17 protein-coding genes are annotated in these 20,706 nt (G+C 74.0%); 1 reads left to right on the top strand and 16 read right to left on the bottom strand.

Annotated features, from left to right (window positions below; genetic code table 11):
• Positions 1-46 precede the first annotated feature (46 nt).
• The 7 genes from ACIPW5_RS26255 to ACIPW5_RS26225 form a co-directional block, all read right to left on the bottom strand.
• Entirely contained in the window at positions 47-1,666 is a 1,620-nt protein-coding gene (locus ACIPW5_RS26255; RefSeq protein ID WP_401249522.1) for a class I adenylate-forming enzyme family protein, read from the bottom strand.
• A 76-nt stretch (positions 1,667-1,742) separates the two neighbouring features.
• Entirely contained in the window at positions 1,743-3,524 is a 1,782-nt protein-coding gene (locus ACIPW5_RS26250) for a condensation domain-containing protein (RefSeq protein WP_401249520.1), read from the bottom strand.
• The gene (locus tag ACIPW5_RS26245) at positions 3,521-4,489 is read right to left on the bottom strand and encodes an aromatase/cyclase (protein ID WP_401249517.1); all 969 of its coding nucleotides are present in this window, start codon (positions 4,487-4,489) and stop codon (positions 3,521-3,523) included. Before ACIPW5_RS26245 ends, ACIPW5_RS26250 begins: the two co-directional genes overlap by 4 nt.
• Before the next feature lie 119 nt (positions 4,490-4,608).
• The gene (locus tag ACIPW5_RS26240) at positions 4,609-6,219 is read right to left on the bottom strand and encodes a class I adenylate-forming enzyme family protein (RefSeq protein WP_401249515.1); all 1,611 of its coding nucleotides are present in this window, start codon (positions 6,217-6,219) and stop codon (positions 4,609-4,611) included.
• A gap of 152 nt (positions 6,220-6,371) precedes the next feature.
• Positions 6,372-7,640 (bottom strand): ketosynthase chain-length factor, encoded by a 1,269-nt coding sequence (locus ACIPW5_RS26235; RefSeq protein ID WP_401249512.1) that lies wholly within the window; start codon positions 7,638-7,640, stop codon positions 6,372-6,374.
• The gene (locus ACIPW5_RS26230) at positions 7,637-8,908 is read right to left on the bottom strand and encodes a beta-ketoacyl-[acyl-carrier-protein] synthase family protein (protein WP_401249509.1); all 1,272 of its coding nucleotides are present in this window, start codon (positions 8,906-8,908) and stop codon (positions 7,637-7,639) included. Before ACIPW5_RS26230 ends, ACIPW5_RS26235 begins: the two co-directional genes overlap by 4 nt.
• Complete coding sequence (locus ACIPW5_RS26225; protein ID WP_401249507.1) at positions 8,905-10,098, bottom strand: DegT/DnrJ/EryC1/StrS family aminotransferase; 1,194 nt, start codon at positions 10,096-10,098, stop codon at positions 8,905-8,907. The genes ACIPW5_RS26230 and ACIPW5_RS26225 overlap by 4 nt, the downstream gene beginning before the upstream one ends.
• A gap of 184 nt (positions 10,099-10,282) precedes the next feature.
• Here ACIPW5_RS26225 and ACIPW5_RS26220 point away from each other — a divergent pair, with 184 nt between their 5' ends.
• A complete protein-coding gene (locus ACIPW5_RS26220; RefSeq protein WP_401249504.1) occupies positions 10,283-11,080 on the top strand; it encodes an SDR family NAD(P)-dependent oxidoreductase in 798 nt (265 codons plus the stop codon).
• A 59-nt stretch (positions 11,081-11,139) separates the two neighbouring features.
• Here ACIPW5_RS26220 and ACIPW5_RS26215 read toward each other — a convergent pair whose 3' ends face one another.
• The 9 genes from ACIPW5_RS26215 to ACIPW5_RS26175 all read right to left on the bottom strand — a co-directional run bounded on the left by ACIPW5_RS26215 (position 11,140) and on the right by ACIPW5_RS26175 (position 20,476).
• Complete coding sequence (locus ACIPW5_RS26215) at positions 11,140-11,931, bottom strand: BTAD domain-containing putative transcriptional regulator (protein ID WP_401249502.1); 792 nt, start codon at positions 11,929-11,931, stop codon at positions 11,140-11,142.
• Between the two features lie 180 nt (positions 11,932-12,111).
• Positions 12,112-13,110, bottom strand: a complete 999-nt coding sequence (locus tag ACIPW5_RS26210) for a Gfo/Idh/MocA family protein (RefSeq protein ID WP_401249499.1) — start codon at positions 13,108-13,110, stop codon at positions 12,112-12,114.
• Positions 13,110-14,411 (bottom strand): NDP-hexose 2,3-dehydratase family protein, encoded by a 1,302-nt coding sequence (locus tag ACIPW5_RS26205; protein WP_401249496.1) that lies wholly within the window; start codon positions 14,409-14,411, stop codon positions 13,110-13,112. Before ACIPW5_RS26205 ends, ACIPW5_RS26210 begins: the two co-directional genes overlap by 1 nt.
• Positions 14,408-15,712, bottom strand: a complete 1,305-nt coding sequence (gene rfbH / locus ACIPW5_RS26200) for a lipopolysaccharide biosynthesis protein RfbH (RefSeq protein ID WP_401249494.1) — start codon at positions 15,710-15,712, stop codon at positions 14,408-14,410. Before rfbH ends, ACIPW5_RS26205 begins: the two co-directional genes overlap by 4 nt.
• On the bottom strand, positions 15,709-16,719 hold the full coding sequence (rfbB, locus tag ACIPW5_RS26195; protein ID WP_401249491.1) for a dTDP-glucose 4,6-dehydratase: 1,011 nt from the start codon (positions 16,717-16,719) through the stop codon (positions 15,709-15,711). The genes rfbH and rfbB overlap by 4 nt, the downstream gene beginning before the upstream one ends.
• Positions 16,720-16,807: 88 nt before the next feature.
• Complete coding sequence (locus ACIPW5_RS26190) at positions 16,808-18,370, bottom strand: acyl-CoA carboxylase subunit beta (protein ID WP_401249489.1); 1,563 nt, start codon at positions 18,368-18,370, stop codon at positions 16,808-16,810.
• 116 nt (positions 18,371-18,486) lie between these two features.
• Positions 18,487-19,083 carry an NADPH-dependent FMN reductase gene (locus ACIPW5_RS26185; RefSeq protein WP_401249486.1) on the bottom strand — a complete coding sequence of 199 codons (597 nt, stop codon included), beginning with the start codon at positions 19,081-19,083 and terminating at the stop codon, positions 18,487-18,489.
• Between the two features lie 60 nt (positions 19,084-19,143).
• Positions 19,144-20,088 carry an aromatase/cyclase gene (locus ACIPW5_RS26180; RefSeq protein ID WP_401249833.1) on the bottom strand — a complete coding sequence of 315 codons (945 nt, stop codon included), beginning with the start codon at positions 20,086-20,088 and terminating at the stop codon, positions 19,144-19,146.
• Positions 20,089-20,206: 118 nt separating this feature from the next.
• Positions 20,207-20,476 (bottom strand): acyl carrier protein, encoded by a 270-nt coding sequence (locus ACIPW5_RS26175; RefSeq protein ID WP_401249483.1) that lies wholly within the window; start codon positions 20,474-20,476, stop codon positions 20,207-20,209.
• Positions 20,477-20,706 lie beyond the last annotated feature (230 nt).

Raw genomic sequence — 20,706 nt, 5'->3', positions numbered from 1 at the left:
GGCCCCCGCCGTCCGGCGGACGGACTCCACCGGACGGCGGGGTGGTTCAGGCCGCCGCTTCCTCGGCGGCGCGGGTACGGACGGTGCGGCGCAGCTCGCCTCGGACGGGCTTGCCGACGGGGGTGCGGGGGACGGCGTCGATCGCCTCGACCCGGCGGATCCGTTCGAAGGGCGCCAGGCGGGTGTTGGCCCGGGCGGCGATCTCCTCCAGTACGGCGGGCCCGTCGGCCGCGCGGTCGCGGAGCACGATGCCGGCCCAGGTGACCGATCCGTGCACGGCGTCGGGCCAGCCGACGACCGCGCACTCGGCGACCCGCGGGTCGGAGCCGAGGACCCGCTCGACCGCGCTGGGCGAGACGAGTTCGCCGTCGTGCAGGAACACGTCGCCGAGCCGGTCGACGAGGAACAGCTCCCCGCCGGGGCCGATCCGGCCGACGTCCCCGGTGGAGAACCAGCCGTCCGCGTCGCCGGGCGGCTGGTCCTCGTCGAGGTAGCCGGCCATCAGCTGGGGTCCGCGCACCTGGACCTCGCCGGTCTCGCCCGGGTCCACCGGCTCCCCGGTCCCGGGGTGCACGATGCGGCACCCGGTTCCGGGCACGGGCGTGCCGACGGAGCCGGGCACCGGCCGGTCGGGGCTCTGCGAGTGGGTGAGCGGGGAGAGTTCGGCGAGGCCGTAGCCCTGGAGGACGGGGACGCCGAGCCGCTCGCCGAGGATCCGGGCGGCGTCCGGGGACAGTGCGCTGCCGCCGGAGAGCACGGCGCGCAGCCGGGGGCCCGCGGGGATCCCGGGGAGGGTGCCGGGGGCGCCCAGCCGCTCGTCGGCGGCGAGCCGGTGCAGGCGGGCGGGCAGCCCGTAGTAGTGGGTGGCTCCGGTGCTCTCGGCGAGCGCGAGCGAGGCCAGCGGCTCCGGGTCGGGGCACAGCACCTGGCAGGCGCCCGCGTACACGGCCGAGTTGAGGTGCATCGGCAGGTGGATCGGCAGGTGGTTGAGGGTGACGGAGCCGGCGTCGAGGTGGTGCGCGGCGGCGGTCTGCGCGGCGTTGGCGACGAGGTTGCGGTGGGTGAGCCGGACCCCCTTGGGGCGGCCCGTGGTGCCGGTCGTGAACTGGACGCAGACCTCCGCGCCGGGGTCGAAGCCGGCGGGCTCCCCGGGGGCCGCGCGGTGGGTGGCGGCGGCGACGGCGTCCAGGACGAGGTCCACGGGGACGGTGTCCCCGGGGACGGGTGCGTCACCGGCGCCGGTGACCAGGACGAGCGACAGGCGGGGCGGCCGGTCCTCGGCGTCGGCGAGGAGTTCGGCGGTGGCGCGGGGGACGAAGGCCAGTTCCGCGCCGGCCGAGCCCAGCACCTTCACGAGGCGGGTGGGCGAGACGAGCGGATTCAGGAGGAGGACGGTGTTGCCGCTGCGGACGGTGCCGTAGTAGACGGCGGCGAAGTCCGCGTCGAGGGTGTTGGCGACCCCGACGCGGACCCCGCGCCGGCCGACCGAGCACTCCAGGAAGGCGGCGATCCGGTCGGCCCGGGCGTCGAGCTCGCCGAAGGTCAGCGTCCGTCCGCCCACGCGGAGCGCGGGGGCGTCGGGGGCTCGTTCGGCGGCTCGGCGGAGCAGTCCGTCGAGTGACAGGTGCGGAAGGTGCGGCGGTTCCGGTTGGGCGAGGGCCGGCACGGCTCTGCTCCCCTCTGCGCTGGGCGCTCCCGGTGACAGGGCCCTACCACGGTCGGCGTCGGCGCTCGAAGGTCCTTCAAAGACCGCTCGAACCCGGCTGGGGAAGTCCCGCCAGGGCCTTGGCGAGGGCGCGGTCGGAGCCGGCGAGGACCACCCGCGGGGGGCTCCAGCCGTACGCGGCCACCCGCCGGGCGGCTTCGCCGGCGAGGGCGCGCGCGCCCGGGTGGCCGCCGAGCGCGACGGGTTCCCCGGCGGCCAGGGCGGGGGCCAGCGCGGCCAGGACGGCGGCCGGGTCCGGGGTAGTGGTGAGCAGGGCCCGCGGCCCCCGGTGGCGTTCCGCGAGGCGGTCGTAACAGTCCTCGGCGGCGCCGGGCGGGGGGACCAGGCAGACCAGTCCGGCCCCGGCCGCGGCGGCCGGGCGGAGCACGCGGGCGGCCGGCACGGGGTCCGGGGCGGCCCGGGGCGTCGGCGCCCCGTGCAGCGGTGCGAGCGCCTCTGCGACCGTGGTGTCGGGCCCGGCCTCCAGCGGCAGCCGGCGCAGCAGCAGGGCGGTCTGCCAGAGCAGTTCGGCGGCGTCCCCGTCCGTGATCCGCGTCCGGTCGTGCACGGCGGTCAGGGTCAGCCCGCCGTCGTGGTCGTGCCGCGCCGACACGGCGACGGGCACCCCGCTGAGCGCCCCGACCACCTCCGCCTCCCCGGCGCCCGAGGCCCCGGCGGCCCCGGCGGCCCCCGGCGGCAGCGCCCCCGGCTCCGGCGGGAGGAAGGCCAGCACCGATTCCGTGCGCGGGGTGCCGGGGGCCCAGCTCCGGATCTGGCCCGGCGCGACCCACTCGTACGCCGCGAGGTCGACGGCCCGGCCGGCCAGTTCGCCGAGCAGGACCGACACCGTGGCCCCGGGGTGCACGTCCACCGCCACCGGCAGCGCGTTCCCGAGGGGTCCCGGCAGCTGTCCGGCGCCCTCCAGCGGGATGCCCCGCCCGGAGACGGCCGCCGAGAAGGCCACCGGCACCGCTCCCGGCGCGTCCCCGGAGCCCGCGCGGTACAGCAGCAGCGCCCAGGCGGCCTGGAGGGCGGTGGACTCGGCCGCGCCCAGCAGCGCGGCCCAGGCGCGCAGCCGGCCGGCCTCGGCCGGGGTGAGGCGCTGGCGGGTGCGGCCGTGACCGCGCTGGTGGGTGGGGCCCCGGTCCAGGGCGGGCAGGGTCACGCTGCCGGCGGGCGGGGCGGCCCAGGTCCAGTACGCGCGGGCGGGGGCGAGGTCCCGGGTGCCGACCCAGCGCAGGTGGTCGCGCAGGTCGGGTCGGCGTTCCCCGCCGCGGGGCGGGCCCTCGGCGGCGTGGGCGCGGTGGAAGGAGCGCAGCAGCCCGCGAACGCCCACCGGGTCCAGCAGCGCGCGGTGGTAGGTGAGGGCCACCCGGGTGCCGCCGTCCGCCGTGCCGAGCAGGGCGATCCGCAGCGGGCCGGGCCGGGTCAGGTCGAACTCGCGCATCCGCTCGGCGGCAAGCAGCGCCTCCCAGTCCCGCGGGCCGGTGCCGCCGGGGCCGTGGTGGGTGATCAGCGGGGCGGCGTACGGGTGTACGGCGAGCCGGGGCGGGGTCCCCGCGGCCGGCTCGGCGAGCCCGGTGCGCAGGACGGCCTCCTGGTCGGTGACGGTCTGCCAGGCGCGGGCGAACCGCTCGGCTTCGAAGGGGCCCTGCCAGCGCCAGTGCAGCTGCTCGGTGTACAGGCCCCGGCCGGGGTGGGCGAGGGCGTCGAGCAGGATGTCGAGCTGGAGGGGCGTGGCGGGGTGCGTCCACGGCCTGGGTGCGGCGGCGGCCCGTGTCGCGGAGGGCGGCGGGCGGTCGCCGGGGGCCGCGCTCATCGCTGCGGGATCAGGGTGCGTACGGCCGTCTCGGCGTGCCGGCGGGCCAGGTGCAGGACGCGGGTGCTGGCGCCGCCCAGGGTGCGGCGTACGTGGTCGCGGGCCTGGGCGAGGTCGGCTCCGGGGCCGAGCACGGGCTCGATGTCGGCCTCGCGGAGCAGGACCTGGTGGGTGGCGACGGCGGTGACCCCGGTCTCGTCGGGGTCGACGGCCCATTCGCCGGTGTGCGCGGCCAGCAGCCGGGGGGTGCGGGTCTGCTTGAAGACGATCCGGCCGGCGTGCGGGAAACAGACGCGGACCGATTCGCTGGTCTCGGTGGCGCCGTCGGCGCCCCGGGTGTCCATGCCGAGCAGCTGGACGCCCTGCCGGTCCTCCACCACGTCGGCCCGGGTGATCTCGGGCAGGTGGACGGGCCAGTCTCCGGCCCGGTACAGGAAGTCGTAGACGAGCTCGGACGGGCCGTGGACGCGGACCGACTCCTCGACGGTCAGCAGCAGGCCGTCGAGCTTGGCCCAGAGTTCGGCGGTCTCCTTCAGCTGGTCCAGTTCGGCCCGGCTGTTGGTGTCGGTGGCCCGGGTGAGCCATTCCGCGCCGGCCGGGTCGTCGTCGCGGACCGCGAACCGGTGGACGAGGTGCAGCCGGGAGCGGGCGGGGCCGAGTTCCTCGACGGCCCAGCGGCCGCCCATGGCGGTCGCCGGGGGTGCCGGGACCTCCTGGTGGAAGTCGATGGTCCGCCGCCGGGGGTCCAGGGAGCGCTGGGAGACCCAGGAGGTCACCGTCCCGTTGGCGGTGGCCCACATGCCGAAGCGGTCCCGGGTCCCGTCGAAGTCCAGCCGCTCCACGTGGACGCTGGGCGGGACGAACAGCGGCCACTGGGTGGTGTCCGCGATCAGCGCGTAGACCACGCCCGCGGGGGCGGCCACGTCCACCGAATACGACGTGTGCTGTACACGCTCACCTGACATCGGATCACACCTCTCTCAACCTCTCTCCCGACCATCGCGGGCTTCGGCGGAGGAGCGCTCGAAGGGTCCTGGACCCCGGCTGCACCGGCCGTCCACGGCCCCTCGCGGGGGCGTCTGGCTCAGGCGGCGGCCTCGGCAGCCGCCCGCAGGCGCAGGGCGCGGCGCAGCGAGCGGCGTTCCGGCTTGCCCGCGGGGGTGCGGGGGACGGTGTCGAGGACCTCCACGCGGCGGATCCGCTCGTGCGGGGCGAGCTGTTCGTTGGCGGCCTCGACGATGGAGTCGAGCACGTCGAGGAGCCGGGGGGCGGCCGGGTCGGCGAGGACGATGCCGAGCCAGACGAGGGCTCCGTGGACGGGGTCGGGCCAGCCGACGACCACGCAGTCCTCGACGCGGGGGTCGGCGGCGAGGACGGCTTCGACGGCGGTGGGCGAGACGAGTTCGCTGTCGTACGAGAAGACGTCGTCGAGGCGGTCGGCGAGGAACAGTTCGCCGTCGGGGCCGATCCGGCCCGCGTCCCCGGTGGAGAACCAGCCGTCGGCGTCGGCCGGCGGCCCGCTCTCGCCGAGGTAGCCGGCCATCAGCTGGGGTCCGCGCACCTGGACCTGGCCGGTCTCGCCGGGGCCGAGCGGGGCGCCGGTGTCCGGGTGGGCGATGCGGCATTCGGTGCCGGGCACGGGTGCGCCGACGGTGCCGGTGCCGGTGCGGCCGTCGGGGCGCTGGGAGTGGGTGAGGGGGGAGAGTTCGACCATGCCGTAGCCCTGGAGGACGGGGACGCCGAGCCGTTCGGCCAGCAGCCGGGCGTCGGCGGGGGCGAGGGCGCTGCCGCCGGAGAGGACGACGGTCAGCCGGCCGGGCCGGCCGGGGAGGGGGTGCGGCAGGCCGGCGCCGCGGGGGCCCTCGGCGAAGCGGACGTCGGCGGCGAGCTGGTGCAGGCGGGCCGGGAGCGTGTAGAGGTGGGTGGCTCCGGTGCGGTCGGCCAGGGCGAGGGCGGCGGCGGGGCGCGGGGAGGGGCACAGCACCTGGCAGGCGCCCGCGTAGACGGCCGAGTTGAGGTGCATCGGGTAGTAGACGGGCAGGTTGTTCAGGGTCACCGCGCCGGCGTCGAGGTGGTGGGCGGCGGCGGTCTGGGCCGCGTTGGCGACGAGGTTGCTGTGGGTGAGGCGGACGCCCTTGGGGCGGCCGGTCGTGCCGGTGGTGAACTGGATGCAGGCTTCCGCGTCCGGGTCGGAGGGCGCCGTCGCGCGGGGCGCGGGCCGCGGGGCGGAGTCCAGGGCGAGGCACAGCGGGACGGCGTCGGCGGGCACGATCCCGTCGGGTGCGTCGGTGACGACGACCGCGCGCAGCAGGGGCAGCCGGTCGGCGGTCTTGACGAGGAGCTCGGCGGTGGCGGTGGGGACGAAGGCGATCTCGACGCGGGCGTCCTCGCACATGTGGCGCAGTCCGGCGGCCCGGACGAGCGGGCTGAGGAGGACGGCGGTGTTGCCGCTGCGCAGGGTGCCGTAGTAGGCGGCGGCGAACTCCTCGTCGAGGGTGTTGGCGATGCCGACGCGGGCTCCGCGCCGGCCGAGGGTGTGTTCCAGGTAGGCGGCGTAGCGGTCGGCGCGGGCGTCGAGTTCGGCGAAGGTCCGCATGCCGTGGGCGCTGCGTACGGCGCAGGCCGCGGGGTCGCGCAGCGCGGCCCGGCGCAGCAGCCCGTCGAGCGGAGGTTCCGGGTATCTGAAGATCGGCACGGCGCAGTCCTCCTGATCGGGGGTGATCCCGGCGTACCACGGTCCTCATGACCGGTTGAGGCCGCTTGGAAGGTCACTGGAACCGGCCGCGCCGACGGCCGCCGTCCGGGCGTGCGGGGTGCCCGGTCGGCGGCCGTCGGCGTGCGGGGGGGTCAGCGGCCCCGGAGGACCATGGCCGCGTTGAAACCGCCCCGGCCGCGGGCCAGGACGAGGGCGGTGCGCAGCCGCTCGGGCCTGCGGACCTCGGTGACGAGGTCGATCGGGCAGTCCTCGGCGGGCGGGCCGGTGTTGACGGTCGGCGGGATCACCCCGTCCCGCAGGGAGAGCAGGGCGGCGGCCACGTCGAGGGAGGAGCCGCCCGCGGCGAGCCGGCCGGTCATCGTCTTGGGGGCGGTGACGGGGACCGCGTACTCCCCGAAGAGGTCCGCGAGGGCGCGGGCCTCCGCCCGGTCGGGGTCGCGGCGGCCGGCCGCGTCGGCGAAGACCACGTCGACGTCGGCGGGGGTGAGCCCGGCCTCGCGCAGGGCGAGCGCCGCGGCGGCGCCCAGGCGGGGGGCGCCGCCGGAGCCGGGCGGCGGGTCGAAGGTGGCGGCGTACCCGGCGACGGTGCCGTAGGGTTCGGCGCCCCGTTCCCGTGCGGCGTCGGCGTCCTCCAGGATGAGCAGGGCGCCGCCCTCGCCGACCACGTGGCCGTCGGCTCCGGCGGAGAAGGGCCGGTAGGCGCGGGCCGGGTCCTCGGCGGTGCTGAGTTCTCCGGTGGCCAGGTGGGCGGTCCAGCCCCAGGGGCAGAGCGAGGAGTCCATGCCGCCGGTGACGACCAGCCGGATGCCCTTGCGGATCTGGCGGCGGGCCTGGGCGACCGCGTCGAGCCCGCCGGCCTGTTCGCTGACGATGACGCTGTTGGGGCCGCGCATGCCGTTCTTGATGGAGATCTGGCCGCTGTTGACGGCGTAGAACCAGGCGAAGGACTGGTACGCGCTGACGTACTGGCCGCCCTTGCTCCACAGGGCCTCCAGCTCGCGCTGGCCGAACTCGTAGCCGCCGGCGGCGTTGGCCGTGATCACTCCGGCGGCGAAGTCCGGGAGCGTCGCCGGGTCCACGTCCGCGTCGGCGAGGGCCTCGTCGGCGGCGGTGAGGGCGAGCCGGGTGACCTGGTCGGTCTGCGGGAGCAGCCGGCTGGGCAGGTGTTCGGCGGCGTCGAAGCCGGGGACCTCGCCGGCGAGCCGGGCCGGGTACGGGGCGGCGTCGAAGCGGGTGAGGGGGCGGATGCCGGTCTCGCCGCGCAGGACGGCGGCCCACCAGGCCTCGGTCCCCAGCCCGTTGGGGGCGGCGACGCCGATGCCGGTGACGACCGGGGCGGCCTGGGGGGTGGCGGGCGCGGCGGGGGCGGCGGCCGTTTCGGTGGCGGTGGCGGCGCTCATGCGGCGGCTCCCAGACGCGGGCGGGTCAGGATCATGGCGCTCTGGAAGCCGCCGAATCCGCTGCCGACGCTGAGCACGGTGTCGGTGCGGTGCTCGCGGGCGGTCAGCGGGATGTAGTCCAGGTCGCAGGTCGGGTCGGGGTTGTGCAGGTTCGCGGTGGGCGGGACCGTGTTGTGCTCGATGGCCAGGGCGCTGGCGGCGACCTCCAGGGAGCCGATGGCGCCGAGGGAGTGGCCGATCATCGACTTGATGGAGCTGACCGGGACCTCGTAGGCGCGCTGTCCGAGGCTGCGCTTGAAGGCGGCGGTCTCGTGCCGGTCGTTCTGCTTGGTGCCGGAGCCGTGGGCGTTGACGTAGTCGACGGCGGAGGCGGGCAGCCGGGCCTCGTCGAGGGCGACGGTGATGGCCTCGGCCATCTCGCGGCCCTCGGCCTTCAGGCCGGTCATGTGGTAGGCGTTGCCGCGGCTGGCGAAGCCGGCGATCTCCGCGTAGACGTGGGCGCCGCGCCGGCGGGCGCTCTCCAGTTCCTCCAGGACCAGGACGGCCGAGCCCTCGCCGAGGACGAAGCCGTTGCGGGTGGCGTCGAACGGCCGGGAGGCGGTTTCGGGGTCGTCGTTGCGGGGCGAGGTGGCCTTGATGGCGTCGAAGCAGGCCACGGTGATGGGCGAGATGGGGGCCTCGGTGGCTCCGGTGACCATCACGTCGGCGCTGCCTTCGCGGATCAGCTCCACGGCGTGGCCGATGGAGTCGAGTCCGGAGGTGCAGCCGGTGGAGACCAGGGAGACGGGTCCCTGGGCGCCGACCCGCCAGGCCACTTCGGCCGCCAGCGAGCTGGGGACGAAGTAGTCGAAGAGGTGGGGGACGGCGAGGGTGTGGTCGACCTGCCAGGTGGAGCCGCCGCGGCTGACCTTGTCGTACTCGACGTCCAGGCCGGTGGTGCACCCCACCGCGCTGCCGAGGGTGACGCCGGTGCGGGTCGGGTCCAGGGCCGCGGGGTCGAGGCCGCTGTCGCGGATCGCCTCGTCGGCGCTGACCAGCGCGAACTGTGCGGCCCGGTCCAGGCGTGCGACGTCCTCGGGGGTGAATCCGTGGGCGAGCGGGTCGAAGTCGACTTCGGCGGCGATCCGGGAGCGGAAGCCGGAGGCGTCGAAGAGGCTGATGGCACGGGTCGCGGTGCGGCCGGAGGTGAGCCGGGCCCAGTACGCCTTGGTGCCCACTCCCCCGGGTGCGACCACGCCGATCCCGGTGATGACGACGCGTCGGTTCATGGGGTGTCCTTCACGGTGAGTCCTTCTTCTGAGCCGGCTTCGGCGAGCCGCGTCTTCACGGCCCTGCGCAGGGAGCCGATGACGGCGGCGACGTCCTCGTCGCTGAGGCCGGGGTGCAGGGGCAGGCGTACGGTGCGGTCGACGGCCCAGTCGCAGGCGGGCAGCCGGGGTGCCGGGAGCTCCCCGTGGGTGTCCCGGGACGGGAACCGGTGCAGGGGGGCGTAGTGGGAGGTGGTGTCGATCTCCTCGGCGAGCAGGTCGCCGACCACCTTGTCCTTGATGGCGGGGTCGAGCTGGACCCAGTAGAGGCAGTGGGTGGTCTGCTGGCCCTCGGGCAGCGGCGGGGGCGTCAGCAGTCCCTCGGTGCCGGCGAGTTCGCGGTCGTAGCGCTCGGCGATCCGGCTGCGCCGCTCCACCATCTCGGGGAGGCGGCGCAGCTGCACCTGGCCGATGGCGGCGGTGAGGTCGTTGCCGACGATGCCGCGGCCGTACTCGGGCGGGGGCGTCCGGCCGGCGGCGGAGTCCACGGCGGCGTGGCCGAAGCTGGTGGCCCGGACCAGGCCGCGCTGGGCGAGGAGCCGGGTGCGGGCGGCCCGCTCGGGGTCCTTGGCGTACACCATGCCGCCGTCGCCGGTGACGATGACCCGGCCGGGGTCGAAGCTCCAGACGGCCAGGTCGCCGAAGGTGCCGGCGGGGACGCCGCCGACGCTGGAGGCGACGGAGCAGGCGCCGTCCTCGATCAGGAGGACGCCCAGTTCGCGGCAGCGCGCGGCGATGCGGACGACGTCGCCGGTGCGGCCGCCGTAGTGCAGCAGGAGGACCGCGCGGGTGCGCTCGGTGAGGACGGCCTCGATGTCCTCCAGGGACGGGTTGAGCGTACGACGGCCGACGTCGCAGAAGACCGGGCGGCCGCCGCGTCCGGCGACGGCCTCGGCGGTGGCCGGCAGCACGATGGAGGGCAGGACGACCTCGTCGCCCTCCCGGAGGTCGAGGGTCTCGACGGCCAGGTGGAGGGCGGTGGTGCCGGAGCTGGTGAAGACGACGTGGTCCGCGGGGATCCCCAGGTGTGCGGCGAAGGCCTCCTCGAAGGCCCTGGTGCGTCGGCCGTTGCCGAGCCTGCGGTCGTGGAACACCCCGGCGACCGCGTCGAGTTCCTCCGCCCCGACCTGGGGCTGAAACAGGTTGATCATGGTCGCCTCTCGCGTACGGGTGTCCGTTCGAGCTTGTGAAGGGCCGCTCGACGGCCGATGGAGCCCCGGTGGTCCCTCCCCCGGCCGGGGCGCCGGGCGCGGCCCAGGTCGCTTCGAGCTCCGCTCCATCGGGGTGCCGGATGCTCCGCGTGCGCCGCCATCCGAGATTCGCCGAGGAGTTCACATGCCGGACCAGGAGCAGGGCCAGACCAAGCGCGTCGCCGTCGTCACGGGCGCGACCAGCGGCATCGGCCTGGAAGTGGCCCGCACGCTGGCCTCCTCGGGCCACCGGGTGTTCATCGGTGCCCGGGACGCGGACAACGTGGCCCGGACGGTGGCTGAGCTGACCGCCGAGGGCCTGGAGGTCGACGGCGCGGCCGTCGACGTGCGCAGCGGGGAGGGCGTCCGGGCCTGGATCGGGGCGGCCGTGGAGCGGTTCGGCACCATCGACGTGGTGGTCAACAACGCCGGCCGCTCGGGCGGCGGGGTCACCGCGGACATCGCCGACGAGCTGTGGGACGACGTCATCGAGACCAATCTGACCAGCGTCTTCCGCGTCACCCGCGAGGCCCTGAACGCGGGCGGCCTGCGGGCCAAGGAGCGCGGCCGGATCATCAACATCGCCTCCACCGCCGGGAAGCAGGGCGTGGTCCTGGGCGCCCCCTATTCGGCGTCCAAGCACGGAGTGGTGGGCTTCACCAAGGCGCTGGGCAACGAGCTGGCCCCGACCGGCATCACGGTCAACGCCGTCTGCCCCGGCTACGTCGAGACCCCGATGGCCGAGCGGGTGCGCCAGGGCTACGCCGCCGCCTACGACACCACCGAGGAGGCCGTCCTGGAGAAGTTCCGGGCCAAGATCCCCCTCGGCCGGTACTCCACCCCGCAGGAGGTCGCCGGGCTGGTGGGCTACCTGGCCTCCGACACGGCCGCCTCGATCACCTCGCAGGCCCTCAACGTCTGCGGCGGCCTCGGCAACTTCTGAGCCCCGCCCCGCCCCGCACCGCACCGCACCGCCCGCCGCACCGCCCCCGTGCCGGACTCCTAGACCCCGGCGCGGGCCCGGGCCGGCTCCCTGCGGGAGGGGTGGCCGAGCAGACCGGCCTGGAGCTGCTGGAGTTCGGCGGAGGGCTCCAGGCCCAGTTCGTCGGCGAGCAGCCCGCGCACCTTCTGGTACGCCTGGAGGGCCTCCGCCCGGCGGCCGGCGGCGCCGAGCGCGGAGATGAGCCGGCTGTGGAACCACTCGTTGAGCGGGTAGTCGTTGATGAGCTTGCGCAGCTCGGGGATGGCCTCGCGGTGCCGGCCGAGGCGCTCGTGCGCCTCGATGCGGGTCTCGAAGGCCCTGATGCGCAGTTCCTCCAGGTGCACGACGTGTCCGGCGAGGACGTCGCCGGCGGGGAAGTTCGACAGGGCGGGCCCGCGCCAGAGGTCGAGTGCCTGGTGGACGGTGCGCAGGGCCCGGGACGGCTCGTCCTCGGCGAGTTCGTGGCGGGCCCGGGTGACGAGCCGTTCGAAGATCCGGACGTCGACGTCGGAGTCGTCGACCTGGATCGAGTAGCCGGGCGGGCTGGTGACGATCAGGCAGCGGTCGGCCGGGACCAGCCGCTCCTGCGTGAACATCCGGCGGGCGTGGTAGACGTACGTCTGGAGCGTGGTGACGGCGCTGCGCGGCGGGTTCTCCCCCCACAGCTCCCGGATGAGGGCCTCGGCGGTGACGATCTCCCCGGGCCGGGTGAGCAGCAGCGCGAGCGTCTGGCAGACCTTCGGGGTTCCGGGCTGGTACGTCCTGCCGTCGTCGGTGACGATCTCGAAGGGGCCGATGAGATTGAAGCGCATGGAAGATGACTCCTCATCAGCAGGGACGACGGATGTCTGAAATTACGAAAAGTCTCTTGTGCGTCGAATGTGCACGTCAATCGGATGTATGTCAGAACGCGGTCAATCTGCGTCAGGTTTGAGCCACCGCGGCCGGATCCCTTCCACCCGCCGGGGCGCGCGGAAGGGATCCGGTCCTGCTCAGACGACTCGGGCGGCACGCCGGATCGAGTCGAGCAGCTCCGCCTGGCCCAGGACGTCCGGGTCCGGGGCTGCGTCCCCGGTACGGACGGCCCGGGCGAAGGCGGCGACGGTGGCGAGCACCTGGTCGTCCGGGGTGAGGGTGATCTCCTCGGTGCCGGTGCGCCGTTCGAGGCGGACCTGCGGCGGGTGCCCGGCGGGCGGGGTGAAGGCCCGCTCGACGGTGAGGCGCCCTTCGCTGCCCGTGATCTCGTAGGCGCTCCGGTAGCCGTGGTCGAGCCCGAAGGCGAGCTGCGCGGTGACCCCCTCGGGGGTGCGCAGCAGCGCCGTGCCGGCGGTGTCGACGGCCCGGCCGGGCCCGCCGCGCACCAGGACGGCACCCTCGGTCTCCAGCCGGTCCCCGAGGAAGTGCAGGGCCGCCCGGACGGGGTAGACGCCGGTGTCCCACAGGGCGCCGCCGCCGAGGGCGGCGTCGTGGCGGATGTCCGTGTCGGGCAGCCGGGGGATGGCGAACTCGGCCCGCAGCCCCCGCAGTTCGCCGATCGCCCCGTCGGCGAGCAGCGCGCGCACGGCGGCGTGCTGGGAGTGGTGGACGAACATCACGTTCTCCCGCAGCACCAGGCGGGCCCCGGCGGCCAGGGCCGACAGCCGCCGGGTGGCCGCGAGGTCGGTGGTGAGCGGCTTCTCCGCGAGGACGTGCTTGCCCGCGCGCAGGGCCGCCTCCACCCAGTCGGCGTGCAGGGCCGCGGGGAGCGGCACGTACACGGCGTCGACGTCCGTGCGCTCCAGCAGGGCGCCGTAGCCGGTGACGGCGGCGCAGCCCGCCTCCTCGGCCGTGGCCCGGGCCTTGGCGGCGTCGCGGCTGGCGACCGCGACGAGTTCCGTGCCGGGGCACTCCCTCAGGGCGGGCAGCATCCGGCGGCGTGCGATGTCGGCGCAGCCCAGCACGCCGACGCGTACGGGCCCGGTCGCGGGCCCGGTCTCCGTCCCGTGCTCCATCAGAGGCGTACCGCTCCCGTGGTGAGGCAGGACAGCAGGGTGCGCGCCTGCACGTTGAGGTAGTGGTTGTGCCTCAGCAGGGCGCCGAGCTGTCCCGGGGTCGCCCACAGGTAGCCCGGCGGGGCGTCGAGCGGGGCCTGGTCCTCGTCGGTGTCGAGGAACAGGTAGCGGCTCTCCGCGTTCAGGAACCGGCCGCCCTCCTCGGAGTGCAGTGCCTCGTAGCGGATCCGGGCGGGATCGGCACCGAGCACGAGGTCCAGGAAGGGCGGGCGCTCCGCCTGCGGCAGGTGGGCGTAGTTGGACGGGGTGTACTGCACGGTGGGGCCGAGCTCGACCGTGTCGGCGAAGCCGCCCTCGACGCGGGCGTGCACCAGCAGGTGGGGAACGCCGCCGATGCGGCGGGTCAGGAAGGCCGTGACGCCGGTGCCCCGGGGCTCGAACAGTGGCTGCGTCCAGCCGGCGACCTCGCGGCTGCCGGCCTGCACGCCTACGGCGACGACGTCGAAGTAGCGCCCCTCCTCGTGCTCGATGGTCCGCTCGCCGCGCTTCCAGCCCGGGATGCCGGCGAGCGCGACGCGTTCGGCGCTCACGTCGTGGCGGGAGCGCTCCCCGGTGAACCAGGACAGCAGCTCGGTGCCGGAGTGGAGGGAGCCGCCCTCGGGGTCGGCGAACGGGACGCAGGCCAGGACGGTGCGCGTGTCCATGTTGACCACGTTGTCCTGGCGCAGGAGCTCGCCGATCTGGGCGAGGGTCAGCCAGCGGAAGTCGTCGTGCTCGGGCACCTCTCCGACGGCCTCGACGAGCATGTTGCGGTTGCTCTTGCGGTAGAACCACGAGCCGTGCTCGGACTGGAGGACGTCGGCCAGCACCCGGCCGCGGCCGCGCTGGGTGAAGTACTCGATGTAGCGGACGTCGGCGCCCTTGTGGGCCTTGGTGTAGTTGCTGCGGGTGGCCTGCACCGTCGGCGACAGCTGGAGCAGGTTCCGGTTGCCGGGCTCCATCTTGGCCTGGAGCAGGTAGTGCGGGACGCCGTCGAACTCCTTGACCAGGATGCCGAGGATGCCCACCTCGGGCTGGCGGATGATCGGCTGGTGCCACTGCCGGCCGGCTCCGTCGACGGTGGTGTCCACCCGCAGGCCCTCGACGGTGAAGAACTTCCCGCTGTGGTGGCCGAGGTTGCCGGTGACGGGGTCGAAGGACCAGCCGTCGAGCTCCGCGAAGGGGATCCGGTCCACCCGGAAGCGGTGGGCGCGGCGGCGTTCCTCCAGCCAGCCGTGCACGTCCGTGGTGCCTGCCGTCACGCGTGGGCCCCCACGAACTCCTTGACCGAGGCGATGACGTAGTCGAGCATCTCGTCGGTCAGTGCCGGGTAGACGCCCACCCAGAAGGTCTGGTCGGTGATGACGTCGCTGTTCGTCAGGTCGCCGACGATGCGGTGCGGCTGGCCGATGTAGGCCGGGTGGCGGGTGAGGTTGCCCGCGAAGAGGCGCCGCGTACCGATCTTGCGGTCCTCCAGGAAGTCCACCAGGGCGGCCCGGGTGTAGGGCGCGTCGGGGTCGACGGTGAGGGCGAACCCGAACCAGCTCGGGTCGCTGCGCGGGGTGGCCTCGGGCAGGATCAGGTGGGGGACGCCGTCGAGGCCCTCGCGCAGCCGGCGCCAGTTGCGGCGGCGGGCGTCGCAGAACTCGTCGAGCTTGTCGAGCTGGGTCAGGCCCAGGGCCGCCTGGATGTCGGTGGCCTTCAGGTTGTAGCCCACGTGCGAGAAGATGTACTTGTGGTCGTAGCCCTCGGGGAGGGTGCCCATCTGGTAGTCGAAGCGCTTGAGGCACTTGTTGGTCTCGCCCGGCTCGCACCAGCAGTCCCGGCCCCAGTCGCGCAGGGACTCCACGATCCGCGCGAGCGCCAGGTTCGAGGTCAGCACGCAGCCGCCCTCGCCCATGGTCAGGTGGTGGGCCGGGTAGAAGCTGACGGTGGTGATGTCGCCGAAGGTGCCGGTCAGCTGTCCGTCGTAGGTGGAGCCGACGGCGTCGCAGTTGTCCTCGATGAGGAACAGGCCGTGGTCCTCGGCGAGCTGGGCTATCTCGGCGACCTCGAAGGGGTTGCCGAGGGCGTGCGCGATCATGATGGCGCGGGTCTTGGGGCCGATGGCGGCGGCCACCCGGTCGGCGGTGGTGTTGTAGGTGCCGAGCTCGACGTCGACGAAGACGGGGACGAGCCCGTTCTGGATGATCGGGTTGACGGTGGTGGGGAAGCCCGCGGCCACCGTGATCACCTCGTCGCCGCGGCGCAGCCTGCGGTCCTCCAGGAGGTGCGAGGTGAAGGCCGTCATGGCCAGCAGGTTGGCCGAGGAGCCGGAGTTGACCAGGTGCGCCTTGCGCCGCTTCAGCTTGCGGGCGAAGCGCGACTCGAAGCGGCGCGAGCTGGGTCCCGCGGCGATCCGCATCTCCAGTGCGGCTTCCACGATCGCGGTGCGGTCGTGCTCGTCGAGGACGGCTCCGGCGGGCCAGATCTCGGTGGTGCCGGGGACGAAGGGACGGTCGTCCTGTGCGTCCTGGTGGAACTTGACGGTCTCATCGAGGATGAGTCCCTTGTGGACGTTCATGCAGGGGTCCCTTCACGGCCCTCGGGGCCGGTGTTGTCGGTTCGGTGCTTGACGGCCTTCCACCAGCCGGGGTTGTCGCGGTACCACGCGACGGTGTCGGCGAGGCCCTGCTCGAAGGGGACGCGCGGCGCGTAGCCCAGCTCCTCGCGGATCTTGGTCTCGTCGAGGGCGTAGCGCAGGTCGTGGCCCTTGCGGTCGGCGACCCGGCGCACGGCGGACCCGTCGGCGCCGCACAGGGCGAGCAGCCGCTCGGTGATGTGCAGGTTGGTCTGTTCGTTGCCGCCGCCGATGTTGTAGACCTCGCCGGCCCGGCCCCGGTCCAGGACCAGGGCGATCGCCCGGCAGTGGTCGTCGACGTGCAGCCACTCGCGGACGTTGCGCCCGTCGCCGTACAGGGGGACCTGCTCGCCCTCCAGCAGGTTGGTGACGAAGAGCGGGATCAGCTTCTCGGGGTGCTGGTACGGCCCGTAGTTGTTCGAGCAGCGGGTGATCGAGACGTCGAGTCCGTGCGTGCGCCAGTAGGAGCGCGCGATCAGGTCGGAGGAGGCCTTGGACGCGGCGTACGGGGAGTTGGGCTGGAGCGGCCACTCCTCGGTCCAGGCGCCCTCGGCTATGGAGCCGTAGACCTCGTCGGTGGAGACGTGGACCACCCGGTTGACCCCGGTGGCCAGGCAGGCGTCCAGCAGGGTCTGGGTGCCGCCGACGTTGGTGCGGACGAACTCGGCCGCGGAGTGCACCGACCGGTCGACGTGCGACTCGGCCGCGAAGTGCACCACCGCGTCGTGGCCGGGCAGCAGCTCGCGCAGCAGCGCCTCGTCGCAGATGTCGCCGCGGACGAAGTCCAGCCGGGGGTGGGCGGCCGGCAGGTTCTCGCGGTTGCCCGCGTAGGTGAGCTTGTCGAGGACCGTGACCCGGGTCTCCTCGTGGCCCGCGTAACCGCCGTTGAGCAGGGTCCGGACGAAGTGCGAGCCGATGAAGCCGGCGCCGCCGGTGACCAGCAGCCTCATACCGCCTCCTCGGGGCGCGTCCGTCCGAGGACGAGGTCTGTCATGTCGTTTCTCCTTGGCAGGAAGGGAAGGGTGGGAGAGGCCGGGCTCACTGCGGCGGGTTGCCGTGCTTGCGGGCGGGCAGGTCGGCGTGCTTGGCGCGGAGCATCTCCAGCGACCGGATCAGCACCGTGCGGGTCTCGCGGGGGTCGATGACGTCGTCGACGAGGCCGCGCTCGGCCGCGTAGTACGGGTGCATCAGCTGGTCCTTGTACTCGGCGATGCGCTGCGCGCGGACGGCCTCGGGGTCCTCGGCGGCGGCGATCTCGCGCCGGAACACCACGTTGGCGGCGCCCTCGGCACCCATCACCGCGATCTCGTTGGTGGGCCAGGCCAGGGCCAGGTCCGCGCCGATGGAGCGCGAGTCCATGACGATGTACGCGCCGCCGTACGCCTTGCGCAGGACCAGGGAGATCCGCGGGACCGTCGCGTTGCAGTACGCGTACAGGAGCTTGGCGCCGCGCCGGATGATGCCGTTGTGCTCCTGGTCCACGCCGGGCAGGAAACCGGGTACGTCGACCAGGGTGACGAGGGGGATGTTGAAGGCGTCGCAGAACTGCACGAACCGGGCGCCCTTCTCGGACGCCTCGATGTCGAGCACGCCGGCGCTGGCCATCGGGTTGTTGGCGACGATGCCCACCACGTGCCCGTCCAGCCGGGCCAGCGCGCAGACCAGGTTGGCCGCCCAGGCCGGGTGCACCTCGAAGTAGTCGCCGTCGTCGACGACCTCCTCGATGACCCCGCGGACGTCGTACGCCTGCCCGGGCTGTACGGGGACCAGGTCCAGCAGCGCCTCGCAGCTGCGGTCGGCCGGGTCGCCGGAGCGTTCGACGGGGGCCAGCTCCCGGTTGTTGGACGGGAGCAGCGCCAGCAGGTAGCGGACCTCGGCGATGCAGCTCTCCTCGTCGTCGTACGCGAAGTGCGCGACGCCCGAGACGGACGAGTGGACGTCGGCGCCGCCCAGGCCGTTCTGGCTGATCTCCTCGCCGGTGACCGCCTTGACGACGTCCGGGCCGGTGATGAACATCTGCGAGGTCTCGCGGACCATGAACACGAAGTCCGTGAGCGCCGGGGAGTACGCGGCGCCGCCCGCGCAGGGTCCGAGCATGACGCTGATCTGGGGGATGACGCCCGATGCCCTGGTGTTGCGCTGGAAGATGCCGCCGTAGCCGGCCAGCGCCGAGACGCCCTCCTGGATGCGGGCGCCCGCGCCGTCGTTGAGGGAGACCAGCGGGGCACCGGCCGCCTCCGCCATGTCCATGATCTTGTGGATCTTCGCGGCGTGGGCCTCACCCAGCGCCCCGCCGAAGATCCGGAAGTCGTGCGCGTACACGAAGACGGTCCGACCGTCGACCGTCCCCCACCCGGTGACCACGCCGTCCGTGTGGGGCTTCTTCGCCTCCAGCCCGAAACCGGTCGCCCGGTGCCGTCGCAGCTGCTCCACCTCGGTGAAGGAGCCCTTGTCCAGCAGCAGTGCGATCCGTTCGTGCGCCGTCAGCTTGCCCTTGGCGTGCTGGCGCTCGGTCGCGCCCTGGTCGCCGCTGCGCGCGGACTCCTTGATCCCCTGGAGCTCTTCGGTGCGGGACCGGATCGTGTCGTCCGCTCTGGACATGGGTGTTCCACCTTTCTGTGGGTCGGGGAGGGCCGGACCGCGGGCGGTCCGGGGAAGGGGCGGCGGAGCCGCCCCCTCGTCCGTCCGGGCCCGGAGCGGCCGCTCCGGCGCCGGGGTCAGGCCTGGTACGGGTTCTTGGCCCGGCCCTCGCGGAGGGTCGTGCCCCACCAGGCGAGCTGGTCGAGGAGGACCTTGGCCGCGTTCGCCGGACCCTGCTCGTCCTTGGGCCGGCCGTCCTCGCCGAACTGCTCCCACGCCGAGTGGAAGCTGACGGCGTCGCGGACGGTGACGGCGTGCAGCTCGGCGAAGATCGGGCGCAGCTGCTCCACCGCGCGCAGGCCGCCCGCCAGGCCGCCGTAGGAGACGAAGCCGACCGGCTTGGCACGCCACTGGGTGTAGTGCCAGTCGATGAGGTGCTTGAGGGAGGCCGGGAAGCTGTGGTTGTACTCCGGCGTCACGACCACGTACGCGTCGGCCTGCTCCAGGCGCGGCGAGATCGCGGCGAGCGTCTCGGCGGTCTCCGGGGAGGGCTCGTTCGACAGGGCGGCCGGCAGGTCGTGCTCCGCCAGGTCGATCACGTCGACGACGAGGTCCTCGCGCTGCCGGGCCTCTCCGGCGAACCACTCGCCGGGTACCGGGCCGAAGCGGCCCTCACGGACGCTGCTGATGATGACGGCCAGCCGCAGGGCTTCGCCCGGCTGAGTGTTCGACATGGTGTGTCCTTTCGTGGACGGTTCGGTGGTGAGGGGCGGGCGTCCGGCGCGGGACGGCGCTCAGGCCCGGCTCTCGGCGTAGGCCTTGGCGTGGCCGAGGGTGGCGCGGCTGTTGTTGCTCACCGCGGTGCGCACGTATTCCCTGGCGTCCTCGACGGTGGCCTGCTCGCCGAGGACCGCGGCGATGTTGGCGGTGTTGAGGGTGATGGTGTGCTGCGAGGAGGCGGCCACGCCCTCGGCGTTCTCGGTGAAGGTCCAGTAGCCGGTGTGCAGGGTCATCAGCGCCGGCAGGGTGGTCTGCTTGTAGGCGATCTTCCGGTGGGCGAAGGTGACCCGGTAGGACTTGGTGGTGTACAGCGAGCCGTCCTTGGACCGGCTGTCCATCTCCAGTTCCTGGAGCCCCGGCGTGTCCTCCACCAGGCGGACCGTCGCCACGTGCGGCAGGCGCTCCTCCCAGCGGTCGGCCTCGTTGACGAAGTCGTAGACGTCCTTGGCGGACCCGTTGATCTGCACGGTGTCCTCGAAGGAGAACGTCAGGTCCTCCGCCGCGTGCGCCAGCTCGACGTTCGTTTTCAGCGCGGCCAGCTCGGTCTTCGAGTTGCGGTCGACGGCCTCGTCGATCCACGCCAGGCTGTCGGCGTCGTCGTCCACGGCCCGGTAGTCGTGCAGCAGGCGCACGCGGGACTCGCCCTCGCCGAGGGGCTCGATGATCCAGGTGCCGCCCATGGCGGCGATCGGCGGTGCCGGGATCTCCTGGCGGAAGGTGATCCGCAGGCCCTCGGGGTCCAGGGTGCGGTGGGAGGTCCAGTTCTTGGCCTCGCCGTTGGCCGTCGCCCAGATGCGGATGCGTTCCTCGTTGGCTCCGGCCGGGGTGTGGTCGACGTAGATGGTCGGCGGGAAGATCCGCGGCCAGTTCGTGACCTCTGCGATCAAGCGGTAGACGGCGGCGGCCGGGGCAGAGATCGTGATCTCGTGCTCGACCTCGCGCAGGCCGGGCTGCGGCATGCTCATGGCTCCTCGGGAGTGGGGACGGTTCGGGAGGCCCCGGCCGGCCCCTGCCCGGCCGGGCACCCCCTGGCGGAGGGGCCGCGGACGCGGGCAGGGACCGTGCCGGGGAAGAGGCCTAGGCGCCGACGGCGACCTTGAGGCTCTCGTTGATGGCTTCGACCAGGGAGCGGGGGGTGCTGTGGTCGCTGAAGATGTCGTCGTCGAGCGTGATGCCGAACTCGCGCTCGATGCGGCCGCCGGTCTCCAGCAGCGCCAGGGACTCGTAGCCCAGGGACTCGAAGTCGGTGTCGAGGATGTCGCCGTCGAGGTCGACCCCCTCGTCGGCGCCCGCGCCCTCCAGGAGGATGCGCTTGAGGTCGTCGAAGGTGAATTCCTGCTTGGACAAGGTGGATCCCTTTCATCGGTATTCCGCGGCCGGGGGATTGCGGCCGCGGGGCAGAAGGACGCCCACCGCCGTCCGGGGAAGGTGACGGCGGCGTGCGCCGGTCGGTGGGGCCGTCAGTCGACGGCGCGCAGGAGGGCGGCGGAGTTGAAGCCGCCGTGGCTGCGGGCGAGGACGAGGGCGGTGCGTACGGACGCGGTCCTCGACCGCCCGGTCACCAGGTCGATGTCATG

The organism is Streptomyces sp. NPDC090077, assembly GCF_044747545.1.
Classification (GTDB): domain Bacteria; phylum Actinomycetota; class Actinomycetes; order Streptomycetales; family Streptomycetaceae; genus Streptomyces.
Note: the sequence above shows the minus strand (reverse complement) of the source record. Positions and strands in the feature narration are given on the sequence as shown.

Bases quoted from the DNA above. Each gene is read 5' to 3' on its own strand.
- ACIPW5_RS26250 (WP_401249520.1), bottom strand. From the start codon at position 3,524: ATGAGCGCGGCCCCCGGCGACCGCCCGCCGCCCTCCGCGACACGGGCC.
- ACIPW5_RS26245 (WP_401249517.1), bottom strand. From the start codon at position 4,489: ATGTCAGGTGAGCGTGTACAGCACACGTCGTATTCGGTGGACGTGGCC.
- ACIPW5_RS26235 (WP_401249512.1), bottom strand. From the start codon at position 7,640: ATGAGCGCCGCCACCGCCACCGAAACGGCCGCCGCCCCCGCCGCGCCC.
- ACIPW5_RS26230 (WP_401249509.1), bottom strand. From the start codon at position 8,908: ATGAACCGACGCGTCGTCATCACCGGGATCGGCGTGGTCGCACCCGGG.
- ACIPW5_RS26225 (WP_401249507.1), bottom strand. From the start codon at position 10,098: ATGATCAACCTGTTTCAGCCCCAGGTCGGGGCGGAGGAACTCGACGCG.
- ACIPW5_RS26220 (WP_401249504.1), top strand. From the start codon at position 10,283: ATGCCGGACCAGGAGCAGGGCCAGACCAAGCGCGTCGCCGTCGTCACG.
- ACIPW5_RS26215 (WP_401249502.1), bottom strand. From the start codon at position 11,931: ATGCGCTTCAATCTCATCGGCCCCTTCGAGATCGTCACCGACGACGGC.
- ACIPW5_RS26210 (WP_401249499.1), bottom strand. From the start codon at position 13,110: ATGGAGCACGGGACGGAGACCGGGCCCGCGACCGGGCCCGTACGCGTC.
- rfbH (WP_401249494.1), bottom strand. From the start codon at position 15,712: ATGAACGTCCACAAGGGACTCATCCTCGATGAGACCGTCAAGTTCCAC.
- rfbB (WP_401249491.1), bottom strand. From the start codon at position 16,719: ATGAGGCTGCTGGTCACCGGCGGCGCCGGCTTCATCGGCTCGCACTTC.
- ACIPW5_RS26190 (WP_401249489.1), bottom strand. From the start codon at position 18,370: ATGTCCAGAGCGGACGACACGATCCGGTCCCGCACCGAAGAGCTCCAG.
- ACIPW5_RS26185 (WP_401249486.1), bottom strand. From the start codon at position 19,083: ATGTCGAACACTCAGCCGGGCGAAGCCCTGCGGCTGGCCGTCATCATC.
- ACIPW5_RS26180 (WP_401249833.1), bottom strand. From the start codon at position 20,088: ATGCCGCAGCCCGGCCTGCGCGAGGTCGAGCACGAGATCACGATCTCT.